Here is a 17,794-nt window from a genome sequence, read left to right on the forward strand (position 1 = left end):
GTAACAATTAAGGATATCACTATGGGCGTTTCTCTTTCTAAAGGCGGCAATGTTTCTTTAAGCAAAGAAGCACCGACCATGAAAAATGTGCTTGTTGGTCTGGGGTGGGATGCCCGCTCTACCGACGGGCAAGATTTTGACCTTGACGCGTCTGCCTTCCTGTTAGCCAGCAATGGCAAGGTTCGCAGCGATGCCGACTTCATCTTCTACAACAATCTGAAATCGGCAGAAGGTTCCGTTCAACATACCGGCGACAACCGTACCGGCGCGGGTGATGGCGATGACGAAGCCTTGAAAATCAAGCTCGACGCTATTCCGGCCGACGTCGATAAAATTGTCTTCGTGGTGACAATTCACGATGGCACAGTGCGTCGCCAGAGTTTTGGTCAGGTTTCCGGCGCGTTTATCCGCCTGGTCAACGACGAAAACCAGCAGGAAGTGGCCCGTTACGACCTGACCGAAGATGCCTCAACCGAAACCGCAATGCTGTTCGGCGAGCTTTATCGTCACAATGCCGAGTGGAAATTCCGCGCGGTAGGTCAGGGTTATGCTGGCGGCCTGAACTCCGTTTGCGCGCAGTACGGCATCAACGCCTCATAATAAAGCGTTTATTTACATGATATTGCGGCTCGGTAGGCATTCTTTCTGCCGAGCCTATCCCGACATGATTGGAAAATCTAACAATACAGGAGTTTTCAAATGGCAGTTTCTCTGACTAAGGGCGGCAACGTCTCGTTAACGAAAGAAGCACCGACCATGAACATCGCAATGGTAGGTCTGGGCTGGGATTCGCGCGTCACCGACGGCGCAGAGTTTGACCTCGACGCTTCTGTATTTATGGTTGGCGACAGCGGCAAAGTGCTTTCCGATGCCGGTTTCATCTTCTTCAACAATAAAACCAGCGCCTGCGGATCGGTAACTCACATGGGTGACAACCGCACCGGCGAAGGCGAAGGCGACGATGAGCAGGTTAAAATCGACTTGGCGAAAGTGCCAGCCGACGTGAAGAAACTGGTTTTCGCCGTCACTATTTACGACGCAGAAACCCGCAAACAGAACTTCGGCATGGTGAGCAACAGCTTCATGCGCGTGTTCAACAATGACAACAACACAGAAATCGCTCGTTTCGATCTCTCTGAAGATGCCTCAACTGAAACCGCCATGGTGTTCGGCGAACTGTATCGCCACAACGCTGAGTGGAAATTCAAGGCAGTAGGCCAGGGCTTTGCCGGTGGCTTGTCTGCGCTGGCTTCTCAGCACGGCGTAAATATCTAAAACGTATAAGTTTTCAAAGCCCTGATGTTGATGCATCGGGGCTTTTTTTTATCAAAAAAGGGCCTTGTTATGGAGCTACAGTCCGGACGGAATATTGCGCTTAACCAAAGTGTGTTAACGATCAACGTTAAATATCCTCAAAGTTCAGGCTTTAAAGGCGAGGTAGATGCCTCCGCTTTCTTGCTTAATGCTCAAAACAAAGTGCGCGGCGATGCCGACTTTATCTTCTTTAATCAGCCCATCACACCTAACCGAAGCGTGATATTCGAACCCTCTGCCAGCGGCAGCCTGTTTACCATCGATCTCGGCAAAATAGACAGCGAGTTGAGTAAAATCGCGATCACACTGGTGGTCGACGGCGCTGATTCTGTTTCGGGTTTGCAGCATATCCAGCTGAGCATTGCAGGCATCGCCTCCTTTACCCTTACAACGGCCGGACTCAGTGAGAAAGCCCTGATTTTAGGCGAGATTTATCGGCATAACGGCGGCTGGAAGTTCCGCGCCTTGGGGCAAGGTTTTAATGGCGGATTAGCACCGCTCGCGATTCATTTTGGTGTGGATGTCTCCGCGCCAGCCAAGGCCGAAGCGCCTAAAACGATCACCGCCACCGTGAGCTTAGAGAAACGTTTGGAAGATAAAGCGCCGCGACTGGTCAGCCTGGCAAAAAACGCCACGGTGAGCTTAACCAAACATCGTCTCGAACATGTAAAAGCCAGAGTTGCGTTTGTACTTGATGCCTCAGGGTCGATGAAGAATCAGTTCAAATGGGGCAACGTGCAGGCCGTTTTAGACAGAATCGCCGTGTTAGCCGTGCAGTTTGACGACGACGGCAGCATGGATATGTGGGGCTTTGCCGAAAGGCACCGTAAATATCCCGACGTCACCCTCGATAATCTCGACGACTATATAAAGAGCATCCAGCAAAGCGGAAGAAGAGGTGGCTTTGAGATTTTACCTTCCCTCGGCGGTACTAATAACGAACCGCCGGTAATGGAAGAAATCATCGATACCTTTAAAAGTAGCACCTTACCCGTTTTTGTGGTGATGATTACCGATGGTGGGATCAGCAAAACAAAAGCTATCAAAGATGCGATTCGGCGCTCGGCGCATTATCCGATTTTCTGGAAATTTGTCGGTCTCGGTGGAGATAACTACGGCATTTTAGAAAACTTGGATAACTTCAGCGACCGGCGAATTGATAATACACACTTTTTTGCCATCGATGATTTCGCAAAAATGAGTGATGAACAGCTTTATGACGCTTTACTAGAAGAGTTTGGCGAATGGACAGAGCAAATTAAGAAGCAGGGTGTTTTAAGTTCTTCATTTTTGGCTTAACTATGTTCATTAAAATGGAGTTTTCTTACAACGCCTTGAAAGTAAAACCTAAAGTTATATCGCGAACGTTAAACCTATCAGCCCGGCAAGTGGGTCAGGGACAACTTAGATGTAGTTGATTTCTGATTACGACATTCTTTACGCCAAAACGCGCGGCAGGGAGTTAACGCTGATTGAGGATGCGAGTTTTAAGTGAGTTGCTCATTACTTTTTCATAAATAAAGCCGCATTTGGGTGCGGCTTTTTTGAGTTTTTTTCGATAGATTATGGCTAAAGTTATGCCGATTTATAAGGTGGATAGTCAATGTAACCTTCGCCATCGCCGCCGTAGTAAGTGTCGCGGTCGGGTTCGGTGAGTGGCAAATCATTTTCCAGTCGATAAACCAAGTCTGGATTGGCAATAAACGGCTGGCCGAATGCCGCAAGGTCAATCAGGTCGGAGTCGAGAAACGCCTGCGCGCGTTCGCGTGTCAAATCACCCGCCAGAATCAGTGCGGTCTGTTTTAAGCCTTTACGACAGATTTTCAGCAGGTTCTGAATCGCCTCGTCTTTGGCTTCGGCATCGTCTGCGCTGAAGAAAAAGTTGGTCTGATCCATCACGTGAACGTAAGCAATACCGCGCTCGCCGAGACCTTCGCACAGGGCTGAATAGGTTGCGTCGATGTCATCATATAGCGGCATATCAAAGAGTTGGCCGTAAGGCGAGATGCGAATGCCGACGCGCTCTTTACCAATTTTCGCAGAAACAGCGTCGACCACTTCAAAGACGAAACGCAGGCGATCTTCAACCGTTTTTGCTCCGTATTTGTCATCGCGATCGTTTACTTTTGGATTGATAAACTGCTCGACTAAATAGCCGTTCGCGCCGTGAATTTCAACGCCGTCGAAGCCCGCCTTGATAGCGTTTTCTGCCGCCTGCGCGAAGTCATTCACCACGCGACCCACTTCTTCGGTGCTTAATGGGCGCGGGGTCGAGGTGTCAACAAAACCCGGCTCGCCCTGTTCGTCATAGGCAAACGCTTTGGCTTTCGCCGCCGGTTTGTTTGATGAACTTACTGGCGCGGCGCCCTCTTTTTGCAAAGAAGTATGGGAAACGCGGCCCACGTGCCACAGCTGGGCGAAGATTTTGCCACCCACGCTGTGAACGGAATCGGTAGTCAGTTTCCAGCCGGCAATCTGCTCTTCACCGAAGATGCCCGGATTAAACAAATAACCCTGACCTTCGCGAGAAATCGGTGTGCCTTCGGAAACGATCAGGCCTGCCGTAGCGCGCTGGGTGTAATAAAGCGCGATTTGTTCGTTGGCGATATCGTGCGGCGCGCGAGAGCGGGTCATCGGGGCCATCACAACGCGATTGGTGAGGTCGATATTACCTAGTGTAAATTTGCCAAATAAGTCAGTCATGAAAAATCCTTGTCTTATGAATTGGGATAGTGCTTTTTTGCCTTCCACTAAGTGTATTAGAGAATTTCACGCCTATAATTGCCATTTACTACCGAATGATCGGAATTTAATTCACTAAAGGAACGGGCGATGTTTACGGAAGAGAACCTTAAGGGCATCAGCGTCTTTGTGAGCGTTGCCGACGCCGGAAGTTTTTCGGCGGCGGCAGAAAAGCTCAACTTAACCAACTCGGCGGTCAGTAAAAACGTAGCGCGGCTTGAAGCGCGATTAGGCAAAAAACTGTTTACTCGCACTACCCGCACGCTTGCGCTAACCGAAGCGGGCGAGCGTTATTATCGAACCTGCGCCGCCGTGCTGGGAGAATTGGAAGAGACCGAGCTGGCGCTGCTAACGGAAGATAAAGAGCCGCATGGAAAAGTGCGTATCGATTTGCCAGCCTCCTATGGTCGCCTGCACGTTTTGCCACTGATTTTAGAATTCGCCAAACAATATCCGCTGCTTCAGCCACACGTTTCGTTTTCCGACCGCTTTGTCGATCCGATTCAGGAAGGTATCGATATTGTAGTGCGCATTGGCGGTTCGGATGCCTGGTCCGCCATGTTGGGTCATCGCTTTTTTGGCGCCCAGCGGCTGGTGTTTTGCGCTTCGCCTCAGTATGTCGCCCAGCACGGCACGCCGCAAAATGCCGAGGAGTTGGAGCAGCATGCTTGCGTGGGATATGGCGATACCGACGGGCGGGTTAGTCCGTGGTATTTTACCGGTCGCCAGCAGGCTGATATTGAACGACGCGTTATTCTGCCGCGCATTGCCGTGGGCGATGGCGAAGGGGAAATGATGGCGGTGTTGCAGGGTTACGGAATTGCGCAGCTGCCGCTGTGGCTGGTTAAAGATAAGTTGGACACGGGCGAGCTGGTGGAAGTGTTGCCCGAACTGGCGATGGACGGCCTGCCGATGAACGTCGTATGGATCAAGAGCCGTGAGGCGCAACCCAAGGTGCGCGCCGTCCTGAAATTGCTCAATGAAAAACTCACTGCCTCGGGAAGCCGTCTTTTTGCCGTTACAGACTGTTAAAACAGAGATTTTCTATTAAGCTTTGAGCACGGCTACACTTTTTAGACTGGTACACGTTGACCACTTGCAACCAATAAGCGAACCTTTATGCATCTGTTAGTGAACGCTTTTATCGTTTTACTCACCGTTATCGCCATGGAAGTCATCGCGGCGCTGGCGCACAAGTACATTATGCACCGTTGGGGATGGGGCTGGCATCACTCGCATCACGAGCCTCACGAAGGCGGCCTTGAGTTAAACGATATGTACGCCGTGGTGTTTGCGGGACTGGCGATTTTGCTGATTTATCTTGGCAGCGTAGGTTATTGGCCGCTGCAATGGATTGGTACCGGCATGACGACTTACGGCGCGCTCTATTTTATTGTCCACGACGGGCTGGTTCACCAGCGTTGGCCGTTTCGTTATATTCCGCGCAAAGGTTATCTAAAACGTCTGTACATGGCGCACAAGCTGCATCATGCGGTGCGAGGCAAGGAAGACTGCGTCTCTTTCGGATTTCTTTACGCGCCGCCGGTGGCGAAGCTGCAACAAACGCTGCGCCAACGGCATAAAAAATCTTTTAACGAGGACGCTGCCACAGGTCAGCCGGACGCGGCGTCGTCTTCGACTTCAGTCGAGAAGTAAGCGCCGACCCTGCACCCGCCACCAGCAGACCGATTTTCTCGGCTTTGCTGGTGCCCTGACGTTTATCCCACGCGGCGTCGCCCGCCCGTTTCACTTTTACCCCAATCTCGCGATACACGCCGCGCGCGGTGGCAATCGCCCACGCCGAACGCAGCGGTAAATCAGGCAATCCGGCTTTGGCTGAGTGATAATACGGCTCCGCTTCTTCAACCAGCCGAGCGGCAATCCGCGCCAGCTGTTTGCGATGCGTGGGCAGGGCATAATTATGCAAATCCAGACCCTCGTCAGCGAGCCACTGCATCGGCACATAACATCGGCCCGCGTGCGCGTCTTCGACAATATCGCGTGCAATATTAGTCAGTTGAAAAGCCAATCCTAAATCACAGGCGCGATCCAGCACCGCTTCGTCGCGCACGCCCATCACCTGCGCCATCATTAATCCAACAACGCCCGCCACGTGATAACAGTAACGCAGGGTATCATTTAATTTGTCATAGGTTTCGCCGCGCACGTCCATGGCATAACCTTCAAGATGGTCAAACGCCAGCCGCTCGCTGATGCTTTGCGCCAACGCGACTTCCTGAAAAGCGGCAAACGCAGGATCACGCATTTTCTCGCCAGCAAAGGCGCGGCGGGTCAACTCGCGCAACGTTTCCAGCCGCTTTTCAGGCGTATCGACAGGCACGAGCGCATCGATTGGCGCGGGCGCAATAAAGCCGAGTTCCTGACCGTCGATCACGTCATCACAATGGCGGCACCAGGCGTAGAGCATGAGCGCGCTGCGCCGCGTTTCGGTATCAAACAGCTTCGAGGCGGTTGCAAAACTTTTTGAGCCGACCGCCATCGTTTCGGTGGCGTGATTCAGTAAGGGTTGATTCACGGGGTGAGATCCTCAAGCATCAGGCCAGCCGTAGCTTTCGCCGATCCTATTACGCCCGGCACGCCAGCGCCGGGATGCGTTCCTGCGCCGACCAGATAGAGATTTTCAATCCGATCGTCGCGGTTATGGGGTCTGAACCAGGCGCTCTGGGTCAAAATCGGTTCGACGGAAAACGCGGAGCCAAGGTGGGCGTCGAGCTGGTCACGAAAATCAAAGGGCGTGAACATTCGATGGGTGACTAACTGCTCGCGCAAGCCCGGCATGTAGCGCTCTTCCAGATAGGCAAAAATGCGGTCGCGCAGGCGCGGGCCTTCAACCTCCCAGTCAATATCGGCAGTACCAAGATGTGGCACGGGGGCCAGCACGTAATAGCTGCCGCAGTTTTCCGGCGCCAGCGACGGGTCGCTCACGCACGGCGCATGTAAATAGAGCGAGAAATCGTCGGCCAGCTTGTTGGTGTTGAAAATTTCGTGAATCAATTCATGATAACGCGGACCGAAACATACGGTGTGGTGCGCCAGCTGGCTGTGATGGTGATTCAGCCCGAAGTAGAGCACAAACAGCGAGTTACTCATACGTTTGCGCTTTAATGAGGTGGCGCGCGCCTTGCCCTGCGGGTGATCGGCCAGCAACTTTTTATAGGTGTTCACCACGTCAGCGTTCGAGGCTACGGCGGGCGTCGGCAGGCGGCGACCATCGGCCAACTGCACGGCGGTAATCTTGTCACCCTGCGTTTCGAGCTTGCTGACCTTGGCGTTTAACTCGATTTTACCGCCTAAATCTTCAAACAGTTTTACCATACCCTGCACAAGCGCGCCCGTGCCGCCGCGCGGAAACCACACGCCCCATTCACGCTCAAGTGCGTGAATCAGCGTATAAATTGATGAGGTGGCGAACGGATTGCCGCCGACCAGCAGCGAATGAAAAGAAAACGCCTGCCGCAGGTGATCTTCTTCGATAAATGAGGCGACCATGCTGTAAACGCTGCGCCACGCCTGAAGCCGCGCCAGCTGCGGACCCGCTTTTAACATGTCGCGAAAGTTTAAAAACGGCACCGTGCCGAGCTTAAGATAACCTTCTTTAAATACCGCCTGCGAATAGCTCAAAAATTTGCGATAACCTTCAACGTCACGAGGATTGAAGAGGGCAATCTGCTGTTCAAGCTTCGCCTGATCGTTGTCATAATCCAAAACCTTGCCATCTTCCCAGCACAGGCGGTAAAACGGCGTCACGGGCATTAACTCGACATAATCCTCAAGGCGCTTGCCGGTGAGCGCAAAAAGCTCTTCGATAGCGCTCGGATCGGTGATCACCGTCGGGCCTGCATCGAAAGTAAAACCTTTATCTTTATAGACGTAAGCGCGACCGCCGGGCTTGTCGCGCCCTTCGAGCAGCAGGGTCTGGACCCCCGCTGATTGCAGGCGAATCGCCAACGCCAGACCGCCGAAACCGGCACCAATTACAATCGTTCTGTCCATTAAAAGTCTCGCAGTCTGGGAGTTTTTTTCAGCACGGCCTGCACGGCTTCGCCCACCGGAACCGGTGGTTTTCCCGTGAGGATCCGCGCCATATCAATCACGGTAGGTTGTCCGGCATAAAATCGTTCAATCAAACCATCGTTTAGCCGGTAAAAACGTTGCATCACCTGCCAGCGCTTGTCCGGCGGCCCGGCAAGAAACAGCATGCGGTTCAGCAGCCGAAAAAAACGCTGTTGCCGCCACTGTTTTGCCGCGAACTGGCGGATTAATGCAGAGAGGCTGCCGCTATCAAAATGCGTCTGCTCAGCCATTAAATTCGCCAGTTTCACCGCCGAAGGCAGCGAATAACCTGTTGTCGGATGAAATAGACCGGCGCGCATGCCGCTGCATGGCTGCTCCGCGCGCTGTCGCCAAAAGGCCGGAAAATCACCCGCCAGCGTGATGGGCAGATTGCCCTGTTCCTCGCGCTGCAACTCTGCCAGTTGCCAGCCTTTTTCATTCGCGTAGTCGCTAATACGCTGACGCGCTGCCTCGGCGTCGAGCGCCGCGCCGTCAATGTAATGGGTATCTTCAATCAGCAGGGAGTCGGCGGTTAGCGGCAATGTATAAACGAAACGATAACCTGCAAGCTGGTCCACCGTGGCGTCCATGAGAATTGGCCGCGTCAGTCCATGCGGAAATTTTAGTCGCCACTGTTGACCCAGAAAAGCCTGACTGCCGATTTTCAGATTTTCGCCAGACTGATAGCCGCGACCGTCGATTACCGCCTTGGCCGTGAAACACTGTCCGTCGGCGAGCTGTACGCTGGTTGGCGTAAAACGGGTTACGGTACAATGGGTTAGCAGATTTTTGCCCAGCGTTGCGGCCATGATTTCGGCAAAGCGCTCTGACGTTACGGTCAGATAATCACCGGGCAGCGTGCGGGTCAGTGCGGGAAAGTGAATGTCGTAACCCGCCCAACGATGGACCACAAAAGGGGCGAGCCACGCGTGCTGTTCGGCGGTTAAATCACCCTGATGAAACGACCAGGTATGATTGCCACCTGCCTGCGCACCGCTTTCCAGCATCAGGATATTTAACGAAGGTTGCCGCTGTTTGAGTCGCCAGGCAATGAGCCCGTTTGCCAGTCCGCCGCCAAGCAGAATCAGGTCATAAGCCTTCACGACGCGGCTCTGGAGAGGGACAATTTTTGTGGAGACAGCGCCTGCTCGACAATCGTGGCCGCGCGCTCGACGCCGCCTGCCTGACGCAGTTCTTCCTGCATGCCTATCAATCGCTGTTTATAGCTCGGCTCGTGCAGCAGAAAATCGAGACTCTGCTCGAGCGTGTCGGCGGTGCAATAACGAGAGACTTTGCGACCGATGCCGCTCCAGACCACGCGCGCCGCGACGCCGGGTTGGTCAAAGGCAATTGGAATCGCCAGAATCGGCGTCGCGTGAGTAATGGCATCGGCGACGGTATTTAACCCGCCGTGAGTGATTACCGCCTGCGCCTGCTGCAACACGGCATTTTGATCGGCAAAATCGGTGACCCAGGTCGCGCCGTGCCCAAGCAGCTTATCTTCCTGCGTTTTATCGAGCCCACCACAGTGTGCAATGAGCAACTGGACGCCAAGACTATGACAGGCGCGGGCGATAGTTTTGAAAATCTTGTATCGGTGACCCTGTAACGTGCCGAGTGAGGCGAAAATAAAGGGTTTAGTCGGGTCAATCGGCCACGGCGTGCTTTCGTGGGTAACAGGTTTACGCAGTGGGCCAACGCAGTGAAAACCGGGCGGCATCTGGTGGCGCGGGAAATCCAGCGAGGCAATTGTCTGGCTAATTTGGGCCAGAGGCGAAAGACAGTCCTGCAAACCGTGGCGCGGCGACAGGCCAAAATCCTGTGCGTGACGGGCGATAACTCTGTCATGGCGGCGCATCATCCAGTCATAAACTTGCTGACTGGAGTGATAAAGTTTGTGCGCGCGTTCGTCGTCGGCGTACTCGAAAGGCATCACCGGCAGCGGCAATCCGGGCTCACGATTGACAGGCAGGGCGCAGGCGACGGAGACGAAAGGAATGCCGAGCGCCTCGGCTACCAGACCGCCGGCGGGCTCCATCTGATCGACGATTAAGCCGTCAACCGCCAAATGATTCAGCACGGTGGGCAGCTCGTCGCACAGCATGTCGGTGGTGCGCGCCATGTCTTCAATCAGGCCGAGAATCGACAGTCCGCCCGGCTTTGACGCGAGCTTAAGCGTATGTTCCAGCGAACCTTTTGGATGTGTTTTAGCACCAATCGGCTGGCGTTCAATAGCCGGTTCGCGCAGCAGATCCAGGGCTTCGGCCTGCTGAATAAAGGTAATTTTGTGACCCCGATTAATCAGCGTTTGCGACAGCGCTTCAAGCGCGCGGAGGTGGCTAAAAAGCGGCGGGGCGATCACGGCAAAATGACTCATTGGGTGCACCTACCTAATAGTGTGAAGCGGAGCGTGGCGCAGTGCGCCTAAATTCGCGCTGCCGGTGCAGAAACAGGCAGTTTTCAGCTGCTGAATCAGTATGTTGAAAGCGTCGATGACGGCTTCGGCGGAAAGATTGGCGCTCGGCAAAATCGCGGCGGCGAGACCGACAAAATCAGCGCCAAGTGCCAGCGCTTTGGCGATATCAATGCCGTCGCGGATGCCACCTGAAGCGATGAGTGGCATCTCGGGCAGGGCCTTGCGAATGCCGCACAGCGCCTCGGCGGTCGGAATTCCCCAATCGGCAAAGGCCATTGCCACGGCGCGCTGCTGCGGATTGCGCGCGCGTTCGCCTTCCACCGCCGCCCAACTGGTACCGCCTGCGCCTGCGACGTCAATCATCGCGACGCCAATTTCGGCTAGCTGTTTCGCAACTTTCGGCGAAATTCCCGCGCCTACCTCTTTGATCACTACGGGCGCGTCTACCTGTTTCACCAGCAGCTCCAGCGCCGCTAAAATGCCGCGCCAATCGCGGTCGCCGCCGGGCTGTAAAGCTTCTTGTAGCGGATTTAGATGGACGATCAGTGCATCGGCATCAATCATTTCCACCGCGCGTCGGGCGTAATCCAACCCTTTATTACCGGTAATTTGCGCTGCGCCAAGATTCGCGAGCAGCGGGACATCCGGCGCAATTTCGCGCAGCCTGCTGTCGAGTCCAAAATTGACTTCACTCTCCAGCGCCACGCGCTGTGAGCCGACGCCCATCGCGAGGCCCAGCCGTTGCGCGGCGGTAGCGAGATGCAGATTAATATCTTGCGCACGGCGCGCGCCGCCGGTCATTGAACTAATCAGAATCGGTGCGCGCAGGGTGCGACCAAAAAGAGGACGACTCAGGTCGATGCTGTCGAAATCCAGCTCGGGCAGGGCGCAGTGTTCGAATCGCCAGTGTTCAAATCCCGTGCTGATATTGCTGAGCGCGCGTGCGGGATTGAGTACGATATCCAGGTGATCGTTCTTGCGCTGAATCAGTTCCGCGTCCTTCATTGACTCTCCGTTGGTGGCTCTCCGTGTAAAAACACATCCTCTCGCTTTATTCGGCCATTAACCGAATGCGGCAAGTTGCTGCTTAAACCAGGTGTGCATAAAGCGGCGGGTGGCGAAGCCCTGTTTACAGACAAAGGCAAAGTGCTGATCGGCGTTGTGCAGATGCTGATGCAGGCGCTGGTGAACTTCGTCGCTGCCTAACAGAGCAACCAGTGTGGATTTGCCATCGTCCTGATTGATATCTTTGCCGGTGCCGCTGTGGCAATCGGCGAGGTCATCGAGCAACTGAAAGGCCTGACCTAAATCTTGCGCAAAGCAGCGCAGTTTTTCGCGCACGGCTGGCGTGGCATCGGCGGCCAGCGCGGCCATTTGCAGCGTGGCGTCAAACAGCATGCTGGTTTTCAAATCGTTGGTTTTGGCAATCGCCTCGCTGTTGCGACAGGCTGGGCCGTCGTTCAAATCCTGATACTGTCCCCGCACCAATCCCTGCAAACCGACGGCGGCAGAAAGCTCGACCACCGCCTGTGCCCGATTGGCACCCGACAAACCTTCGGCCGACGCCACAATGCCAAACGCGCTGCTAAGCAGGGCGACGGAGGAGAGAATCGCGACATCTTCACCAAACTGGCGATGAATCGTCGGGCGTCCACGGCGTAGCAGGGCATCATCCATACACGGCATATCGTCGAGCATCAGCGAAGCGGCGTGAACCATCTCCACGGCGCAGGCCAAATCGAGCAGACCTGAACTATTTTTATCACAACCGAGATCCTGGGCAGCCAACAACAGCAGAAGCGGGCGTATCCGTTTGCCGGGCGTTAGCGTACCTTCACGCATGGCCGCGCTCACGCGATCCCGCTCATTTCCGGCTGGCAGCAGCTGTTCGAGGCGGGTGTTAACTGCCTCGCGTAGCGCCAGCAGCTCGGTTTCCTGATTCAGGGATTTTTCTGCAAAGACTGTCATGGTCACTCTTCATGGCAATTTAAGGGGATTTCAGGCCGCATTCCGACGGGCCGCAGGCTGAAAAGCGTTTGTTCCTTATTGATAAGGCTAGATTAATATGCAGAAATTGCCCGTTACCCTGCTAAAAAATAGGTATTTATCGCCAAAATGTTAAGTGGCAGAACAAAATAGCGACGTTAAGTCTGACTTGATCCGTCAAGCAGGTTATTTAGCATACTCATGACCTGTTGAACTTCGGCCTGTGTCAGCGCACCGTCTTTGGCAAATTGCACCTTGCCGTCTTTGTCCAGCACTACCACCGCCGAGCCCTGCTGCCGAAGCTGCCAGGCTTTGGCCGCCGCGCCGTTATCGTCGATGATAAATTGCGACCACGGCGCTTCTTGTTTACTCGATTCCAGGCTGGCGCGCACAAACATCGCGCTGCCCGGGATCGCGTCGTCAGTATTTACAATGAGGGTAGTTTGATAACGATCGCGCGGAAAATGCGCGTTTTGTAAGGCGTCGGTGAGTGGCTGATTCTCTTTTTTAGCGGCTATTCGGCCCGCAAGATGCAGCAACACCCTGACCTTGCCGCCGAGTTTGGCACTGCTCCACGGCTGATAAACGGGTTTGCCGTTTTCAAATAACAGTTCGCCGCGATTCATCACGCTGACGGTCGGAACCGGCTGATGTAACTTAAAATTGTCGGCAAAAACGTTGAAAGACCCTAATAAACCCGCGACCCCAACAAATAGAATGGCGACTAAAGTTGTAACGCGCTGCCGTGCCAGCATCTTTCGCTCCCTAAACCAGATTAATGATGTTAACAGGCTAGCTTAAATGCCCACTTTTAACCAAATAAGCCAGCCTGTTAAGCCAATGTTTTAATGACTGAATTTGGCCGCAATTTTAGCGAGTGGGGTGTAAATCGTGAATCAGCTGGTTAATGGTTTCATTGGTCGGCTCATTTGAATTAACCGCGGTAAGGGCCGAGCGAAGAATATTATAATCATCATTTTCGCAAGGGATAACGTTGCCCTGTTCATTTACCGCATCATAATAAACTTCACCTTCACCCACCGCGTGTTGTCGCTGCCTTAATATACACAATGAGTAGACCTGCTGAGTATGGGTACTTTTTTCAACTCTGTCAGGATCTACGGCTTCTGCCGAACTAATAATTTGACCCATCGGATTATAGGCTCGTAAAAATTCGCCCTGATCATTTTCGATAACAACATACCAATTCTGTACTCTGGCTAAGTTAATCAGCGTTTGCTCATCTTGATAATTAACGATTGGTTGCGGTAACACTTTACGTCTTTTAGGTTCAGGCTCCTCCATAATGATTTCATCGATAGAGGATAAGTCGTGATTCATTTCGTTCCTGCGTCGCGCTAATTCATCAGCCAAGAAACGATAATATTTTGTTGTGTAAATCTTTTGGTTATATTTCCCAGACTGGTGAGTTAATGTTACGAACAGATCCAACAGTTTTTCATTTTGTAAGGCAAGAGGGAATGTACGTTGGTAACTACAGAGTAAATCGGCCCAGTTACTAATCAGCGTATCTTGCCAAATAGAGGGATTGAATTCAGAAGAGTAAAACTTCACGGTATAAGGAATAGGAAAAATGCAGGGCTTCACATAGCTCGCGGACAGATTGCCTTTTTCCATCAACGTAGTGAGAAGGCAATAAATCATACCTAAAACCATGACCGAACCTTCAGGATCCTGCTTATAAAGCCGCGCCATCATTTGCGGGAGTTCCTGGCCCTTTTTTTCTAAAAAATTAGCGGTTAATTCAGGATAAGGTAAGGCGACCGTAGCTAGTTTTATGATTAACATTTGAGCCTCAAATAGCTCTAACTCAGCATTATCAATGGCTTTAAAAATATTTTCCAGCCGTGCGGGCGCCCTGTCTGTTTCTTTGAAATGGGCTACTGCGGCTAATACTGCTAGGGGATCGGCATCATTTCGTTCTTGAGGTGTTAAACCCGCAAGCAAGACTTTATTTCCCAGCTTGAGAATAGTTAACATCAATAAATCTGCCGTTCCTTGTATTAATTCATAGCGAAGGCGGTCGTCTTTTTCTACGGCCCTTGCTGCGCCTTTCGCACTGGAAACGCCAAAGGTGTTTGCCAGCTCGGCAAGGCAATAATTTTCACCGGCATTATCTTTTGTCTGCTGAATATATTCGGCTCTCAATCCGGTATTGTTGGCCATGGCAGAGACTTCATCGAGCAGCGAGCGTGTTAACGCGTTAATGTCTTCGATATTATAGCTATTGTAACTTTCACTGGTAACGTATAAATAATCCTCAGTGGGTTTGGCCAGTGCTGACATATGGCTGAATTCATGAGTTAGCGTCATAATTAATTTAGGCAGCGTATAACTGGCGACAAACTGCGATAACCATATCCGACACTCGGGGTCGGTTGGCATTGTGGCCGCGAATATGGGGCTTTCTTCAGGAGTCTTGATGATAACCCACTGGTTTTCATTTTCCCCGCCAGAGAGGAATGTCCTAATTTGCTGTCTTAGAGAACATATTTGACGCGAGAAGTCATGATAGATGTCACCCGTAATTCTTTCGGGGGGTATTCCGGTGCAATAAGCGAGAGCCTGCCTGACTTGAGCAAAAGTATGTGGATTTATTATTTGATGATAAACGTCTGTGACGATTTTATTTAGCAATATGATGGCAGGTCGGAGATTGGGAAGTGAATTATAAACACTGACGCCTCTATGTTTAATTTGCGCCTGCTGTTCACACTGCATATATTCTTCCCATGTATCATTTCTTCCTCGATAAGCATGCGTGTTGGGCACATGCCTTTCAAAAGCTCGTAATGGCGTAGTCTGGGGTAGAGGAGGAGCAGAAACCGGATTAAGCGGGAAATTGGGTAATGGGATAGGGTTAGTTGCCCCAATGCCAAAAAATAGGTCTCGGGCAGAGCGGGTTTCAGCGATTTTTATATCGTTGAACAAAGATTGCAGCTCTTTATCCGTTCTCGAGGTTTGCTGCGCCATGGTGGGAAAAGGCAGATTAGGAACGATACTGTGAGCCGGATTGTTAATGGGATTGAAGACAGGAGCGCGTGCTGAAATCTCGTTAAATGTTGATGAAAAAGAGGGCAGTTGCCGATAACTGGGCTGAAAAATTTCAACGTGTGTTTCAGGCGGCTGATACCCACGTGACCTTGCCGACAACGCGCCTGCGTTATATTGCGCAATTAGACGTTCAGGCCTTGGGGGAAGGGGTAAAGATATGGCAGCCCGAGCAATGCTAGCTGGCATTGAGCCCGTTAAATGAAGCGCCTCAACGGTCTCTTTTAGGGCATCCTGAATGCTGTTTTGATTATAACCAAGCGACGCGCAGGTCGGCGCGGCGGTTATCGCATTCACCTGTCGGGTTATTTGTACCCCATAATTCTCGCCTGTCTCGGCATCACGATAATAGCCTTGAGCATCAAACGACGGCACAAAAGCTTGCTTCTGTTTTACCCACTCCTGAATCATCTGTGTAGACTGGCTGTGGGCGCCTTTTGATTCTTTTTCCCAATACTTATACAGCTCCTCACGCGGGACTTTGACCTGTACAGTGGAGGTTCCCAAGCCGGTCATGGCCGCCTGATGTTCGTTATTACCTTCTAGGCTACGATATTCCGCAGTGTGAACATTAATATCGACGCTGATTTTTTCCTCTGCCCATAACCTTTCTTCTTGCCGCATTTCCATACGCGCTTTTTCTTCAATCAACATGAATGCTCGCTGCTGATATTTTTCACTTAACTCTTCTTCCTTACGCCAGTTAAGGGTCTGGTCGCGAAACACTTTCTCATGGTCACTTACTTTCGTTAGCCAGCTGCCAATCGCCCTTGAAATTTCCAGATAGGTTAATCCTGCCTGAATATTTCGCTCTTTTTTGAAGGCCTTCCCAAGGTCGTCTGCCAGTATTTGAATATTATCGACCACGGGTCTAGACGGTAATGTCACGCGAAGCCGATCAACGGCCGCATAAAAGCCAGTTTGTTCCATCATCAATCTGAAAAGAGACAGCAAATGGCTGCTTGTATCAAATTGCTGACAGAGCATAAGCGCCTGGTCGTATCTTTTGTAGAGCGATAAATCAACATTAGTCATGATGAACAGCAGACGACTTGCAATAAGGGCAGAGTTATTAAACAATTTGCGCTCAACATCTTTTTCTAAAGAGCTACGTTTTTTTACCAACTCATAGCGTTCAGTTCCTGTTCCAGGAAATTCAAGGGCACTATCTAATGGGCCTTGTATCTTCTTTCTCTCAACTTTATGTCGAGCAAGAATTTCTCCCTCTTGCGTTGTGAGGTTCTGCATTGCCAAAGAAATTTTCGCAAGGCTTTCGGAGGCATCAAGTAAAGAGGAGGGGATTTCAACTTCACTGTTATCGTGAAAAAAAGAGTACACCATTTTGTGAACCGTCTCTTTCATCTCTAATAGTCGCGTTGAACGAAGTAAAGCGGCGTTGTCCTGCAGCAGATCCAGAACATTATTTACCTTGAACGTCAGAGCATTCGCCGTGTTTTTTGCAGTTTGCGACAGGCCGGATCGATACATTTGTGTCGTGTTCAGCAGATGATCAAAATGCATTCTCAATGAATCGCTGTAGAGTAAGATCTGCCCGGTTTGACTATCCCGCTGAAATTCTCTCTCAATGTGCTGAGTGTCCGTTTCGAATGATGTATGTGGCAGCACCATGGCCGTCGCCTGAGAAGTGGTGGGTGTGAAAGCGCCTGGATGGAGAGAGTTTTGCCAATTGGGCATGTCTATTCGTGTCTGAGCGGTTCCGCTATATTCACCGTTGCCTCTTTCAACTCTCTCGTTTCGAGGCAACCTATTCGGCATTCGCGCGGGGCTGAATGAGCGAGGTAGGGTGATGACTCTATTGTTGACATTTTGTAACTCAAAATTTGGGGCTGAGGTTGTGGCTATTGACGTTGTTGCCAATGAAAACGGTGGCACAGAAGTGGCTGCCATAGCAGGGCGTTCGAGGGTAGATGAAGTAATGCGATTATCTGGCATGTGGGCTCCTGAAGTTGAAATATTGGAGCCGATCTTATCGCTAGCGGTTATTTATAACGCTAACTTTTCACTCAAATCTTGAGCGAATTCTATTCTTCTCGAGGTGCATTCCAGAATGAGTCATCACTCAGGCAATTGGAAAAATAAGGGTGTAGATTTCGCAACGTGAAAGAGCAGGAGAGGGGTAAGAGATAGAGGATGTAACTCCGCCAAGGCGCAAAATTTTTGGCGGAGTAA

14 protein-coding genes are annotated in these 17,794 nt (G+C 51.8%); 5 read left to right on the top strand and 9 right to left on the bottom strand.

The window, feature by feature from the left end; translation table 11 throughout:
* Window positions 1-21 precede the first annotated feature (21 nt).
* The 3 genes from SC206_RS02715 (at window position 22) to SC206_RS02725 (ending at window position 2,613) form a co-directional block, all read left to right on the top strand.
* Complete coding sequence (locus tag SC206_RS02715) at window positions 22-600, top strand: TerD family protein (protein ID WP_332733955.1); 579 nt, start codon at window positions 22-24, stop codon at window positions 598-600.
* 99 nt (window positions 601-699) lie between these two features.
* On the top strand, window positions 700-1,275 hold the full coding sequence (locus SC206_RS02720) for a TerD family protein (RefSeq protein ID WP_332733957.1): 576 nt from the start codon (window positions 700-702) through the stop codon (window positions 1,273-1,275).
* Between the two features lie 69 nt (window positions 1,276-1,344).
* Window positions 1,345-2,613 carry a vWA domain-containing protein gene (locus SC206_RS02725; RefSeq protein WP_332733959.1) on the top strand — a complete coding sequence of 423 codons (1,269 nt, stop codon included), beginning with the start codon at window positions 1,345-1,347 and terminating at the stop codon, window positions 2,611-2,613.
* A gap of 276 nt (window positions 2,614-2,889) precedes the next feature.
* On the opposite strand, the gene SC206_RS02730 is transcribed toward SC206_RS02725, so the two are convergent.
* Window positions 2,890-4,017, bottom strand: a complete 1,128-nt coding sequence (locus SC206_RS02730) for an alkene reductase (protein WP_332733961.1) — start codon at window positions 4,015-4,017, stop codon at window positions 2,890-2,892.
* Between the two features lie 129 nt (window positions 4,018-4,146).
* On the opposite strand from SC206_RS02730, the gene SC206_RS02735 reads away from it, so the two are divergent.
* Together SC206_RS02735 and SC206_RS02740 are read left to right on the top strand one after the other, a co-directional pair.
* Entirely contained in the window at window positions 4,147-5,088 is a 942-nt protein-coding gene (locus SC206_RS02735) for a LysR family transcriptional regulator (RefSeq protein ID WP_332733963.1), read from the top strand.
* A gap of 87 nt (window positions 5,089-5,175) precedes the next feature.
* The gene (locus SC206_RS02740; RefSeq protein WP_332733964.1) at window positions 5,176-5,712 is read left to right on the top strand and encodes a sterol desaturase family protein; all 537 of its coding nucleotides are present in this window, start codon (window positions 5,176-5,178) and stop codon (window positions 5,710-5,712) included.
* On the opposite strand, the gene crtB is transcribed toward SC206_RS02740, so the two are convergent.
* The 8 genes from crtB to SC206_RS02780 all read right to left on the bottom strand — a co-directional run bounded on the left by crtB (window position 5,648) and on the right by SC206_RS02780 (window position 17,557).
* Window positions 5,648-6,592, bottom strand: coding sequence for a 15-cis-phytoene synthase CrtB (gene crtB, locus SC206_RS02745; RefSeq protein WP_332733966.1), 945 nt, complete (start codon window positions 6,590-6,592; stop codon window positions 5,648-5,650). The two genes, SC206_RS02740 and crtB, sit on opposite strands and share 65 nt — an antisense overlap.
* A complete protein-coding gene (locus SC206_RS02750) occupies window positions 6,589-8,070 on the bottom strand; it encodes a phytoene desaturase (protein WP_332733968.1) in 1,482 nt (493 codons plus the stop codon). Before SC206_RS02750 ends, crtB begins: the two co-directional genes overlap by 4 nt.
* Window positions 8,070-9,233 (bottom strand): lycopene beta-cyclase CrtY, encoded by a 1,164-nt coding sequence (gene crtY, locus SC206_RS02755; protein ID WP_332733970.1) that lies wholly within the window; start codon window positions 9,231-9,233, stop codon window positions 8,070-8,072. Before crtY ends, SC206_RS02750 begins: the two co-directional genes overlap by 1 nt.
* Window positions 9,230-10,507, bottom strand: coding sequence for a glycosyltransferase (locus SC206_RS02760; RefSeq protein ID WP_332733972.1), 1,278 nt, complete (start codon window positions 10,505-10,507; stop codon window positions 9,230-9,232). Before SC206_RS02760 ends, crtY begins: the two co-directional genes overlap by 4 nt.
* A 9-nt stretch (window positions 10,508-10,516) precedes the next feature.
* Window positions 10,517-11,551, bottom strand: coding sequence for a type 2 isopentenyl-diphosphate Delta-isomerase (fni, locus tag SC206_RS02765; RefSeq protein WP_332733974.1), 1,035 nt, complete (start codon window positions 11,549-11,551; stop codon window positions 10,517-10,519).
* A 57-nt stretch (window positions 11,552-11,608) separates the two neighbouring features.
* Window positions 11,609-12,514, bottom strand: a complete 906-nt coding sequence (locus SC206_RS02770) for a polyprenyl synthetase family protein (RefSeq protein WP_332733976.1) — start codon at window positions 12,512-12,514, stop codon at window positions 11,609-11,611.
* Window positions 12,515-12,690: 176 nt separating this feature from the next.
* On the bottom strand, window positions 12,691-13,287 hold the full coding sequence (locus SC206_RS02775; protein WP_332733978.1) for a YtfJ family protein: 597 nt from the start codon (window positions 13,285-13,287) through the stop codon (window positions 12,691-12,693).
* 115 nt (window positions 13,288-13,402) lie between these two features.
* A complete protein-coding gene (locus tag SC206_RS02780; RefSeq protein WP_332733980.1) occupies window positions 13,403-17,557 on the bottom strand; it encodes a hypothetical protein in 4,155 nt (1,384 codons plus the stop codon).
* Between the last annotated feature and the right edge of the window lie 237 nt (window positions 17,558-17,794).

The sequence above is a fragment of the Rouxiella sp. T17 genome (assembly GCF_036663475.1).
Taxonomy (GTDB): Bacteria; Pseudomonadota; Gammaproteobacteria; order Enterobacterales; family Enterobacteriaceae; genus Rouxiella.

Coding starts and splice junctions, on each gene's coding strand:
- SC206_RS02750 (WP_332733968.1), bottom strand. CDS start 8,070: ATGGACAGAACGATTGTAATTGGTGCCGGTTTCGGCGGTCTGGCGTTG.
- fni (WP_332733974.1), bottom strand. CDS start 11,551: ATGAAGGACGCGGAACTGATTCAGCGCAAGAACGATCACCTGGATATC.
- SC206_RS02760 (WP_332733972.1), bottom strand. CDS start 10,507: ATGAGTCATTTTGCCGTGATCGCCCCGCCGCTTTTTAGCCACCTCCGC.
- SC206_RS02730 (WP_332733961.1), bottom strand. CDS start 4,017: ATGACTGACTTATTTGGCAAATTTACACTAGGTAATATCGACCTCACC.
- SC206_RS02780 (WP_332733980.1), bottom strand. CDS start 17,557: ATGCCAGATAATCGCATTACTTCATCTACCCTCGAACGCCCTGCTATG.
- SC206_RS02740 (WP_332733964.1), top strand. CDS start 5,176: ATGCATCTGTTAGTGAACGCTTTTATCGTTTTACTCACCGTTATCGCC.
- SC206_RS02775 (WP_332733978.1), bottom strand. CDS start 13,287: ATGCTGGCACGGCAGCGCGTTACAACTTTAGTCGCCATTCTATTTGTT.
- SC206_RS02725 (WP_332733959.1), top strand. CDS start 1,345: ATGGAGCTACAGTCCGGACGGAATATTGCGCTTAACCAAAGTGTGTTA.
- SC206_RS02720 (WP_332733957.1), top strand. CDS start 700: ATGGCAGTTTCTCTGACTAAGGGCGGCAACGTCTCGTTAACGAAAGAA.
- SC206_RS02735 (WP_332733963.1), top strand. CDS start 4,147: ATGTTTACGGAAGAGAACCTTAAGGGCATCAGCGTCTTTGTGAGCGTT.
- SC206_RS02770 (WP_332733976.1), bottom strand. CDS start 12,514: ATGACAGTCTTTGCAGAAAAATCCCTGAATCAGGAAACCGAGCTGCTG.
- SC206_RS02715 (WP_332733955.1), top strand. CDS start 22: ATGGGCGTTTCTCTTTCTAAAGGCGGCAATGTTTCTTTAAGCAAAGAA.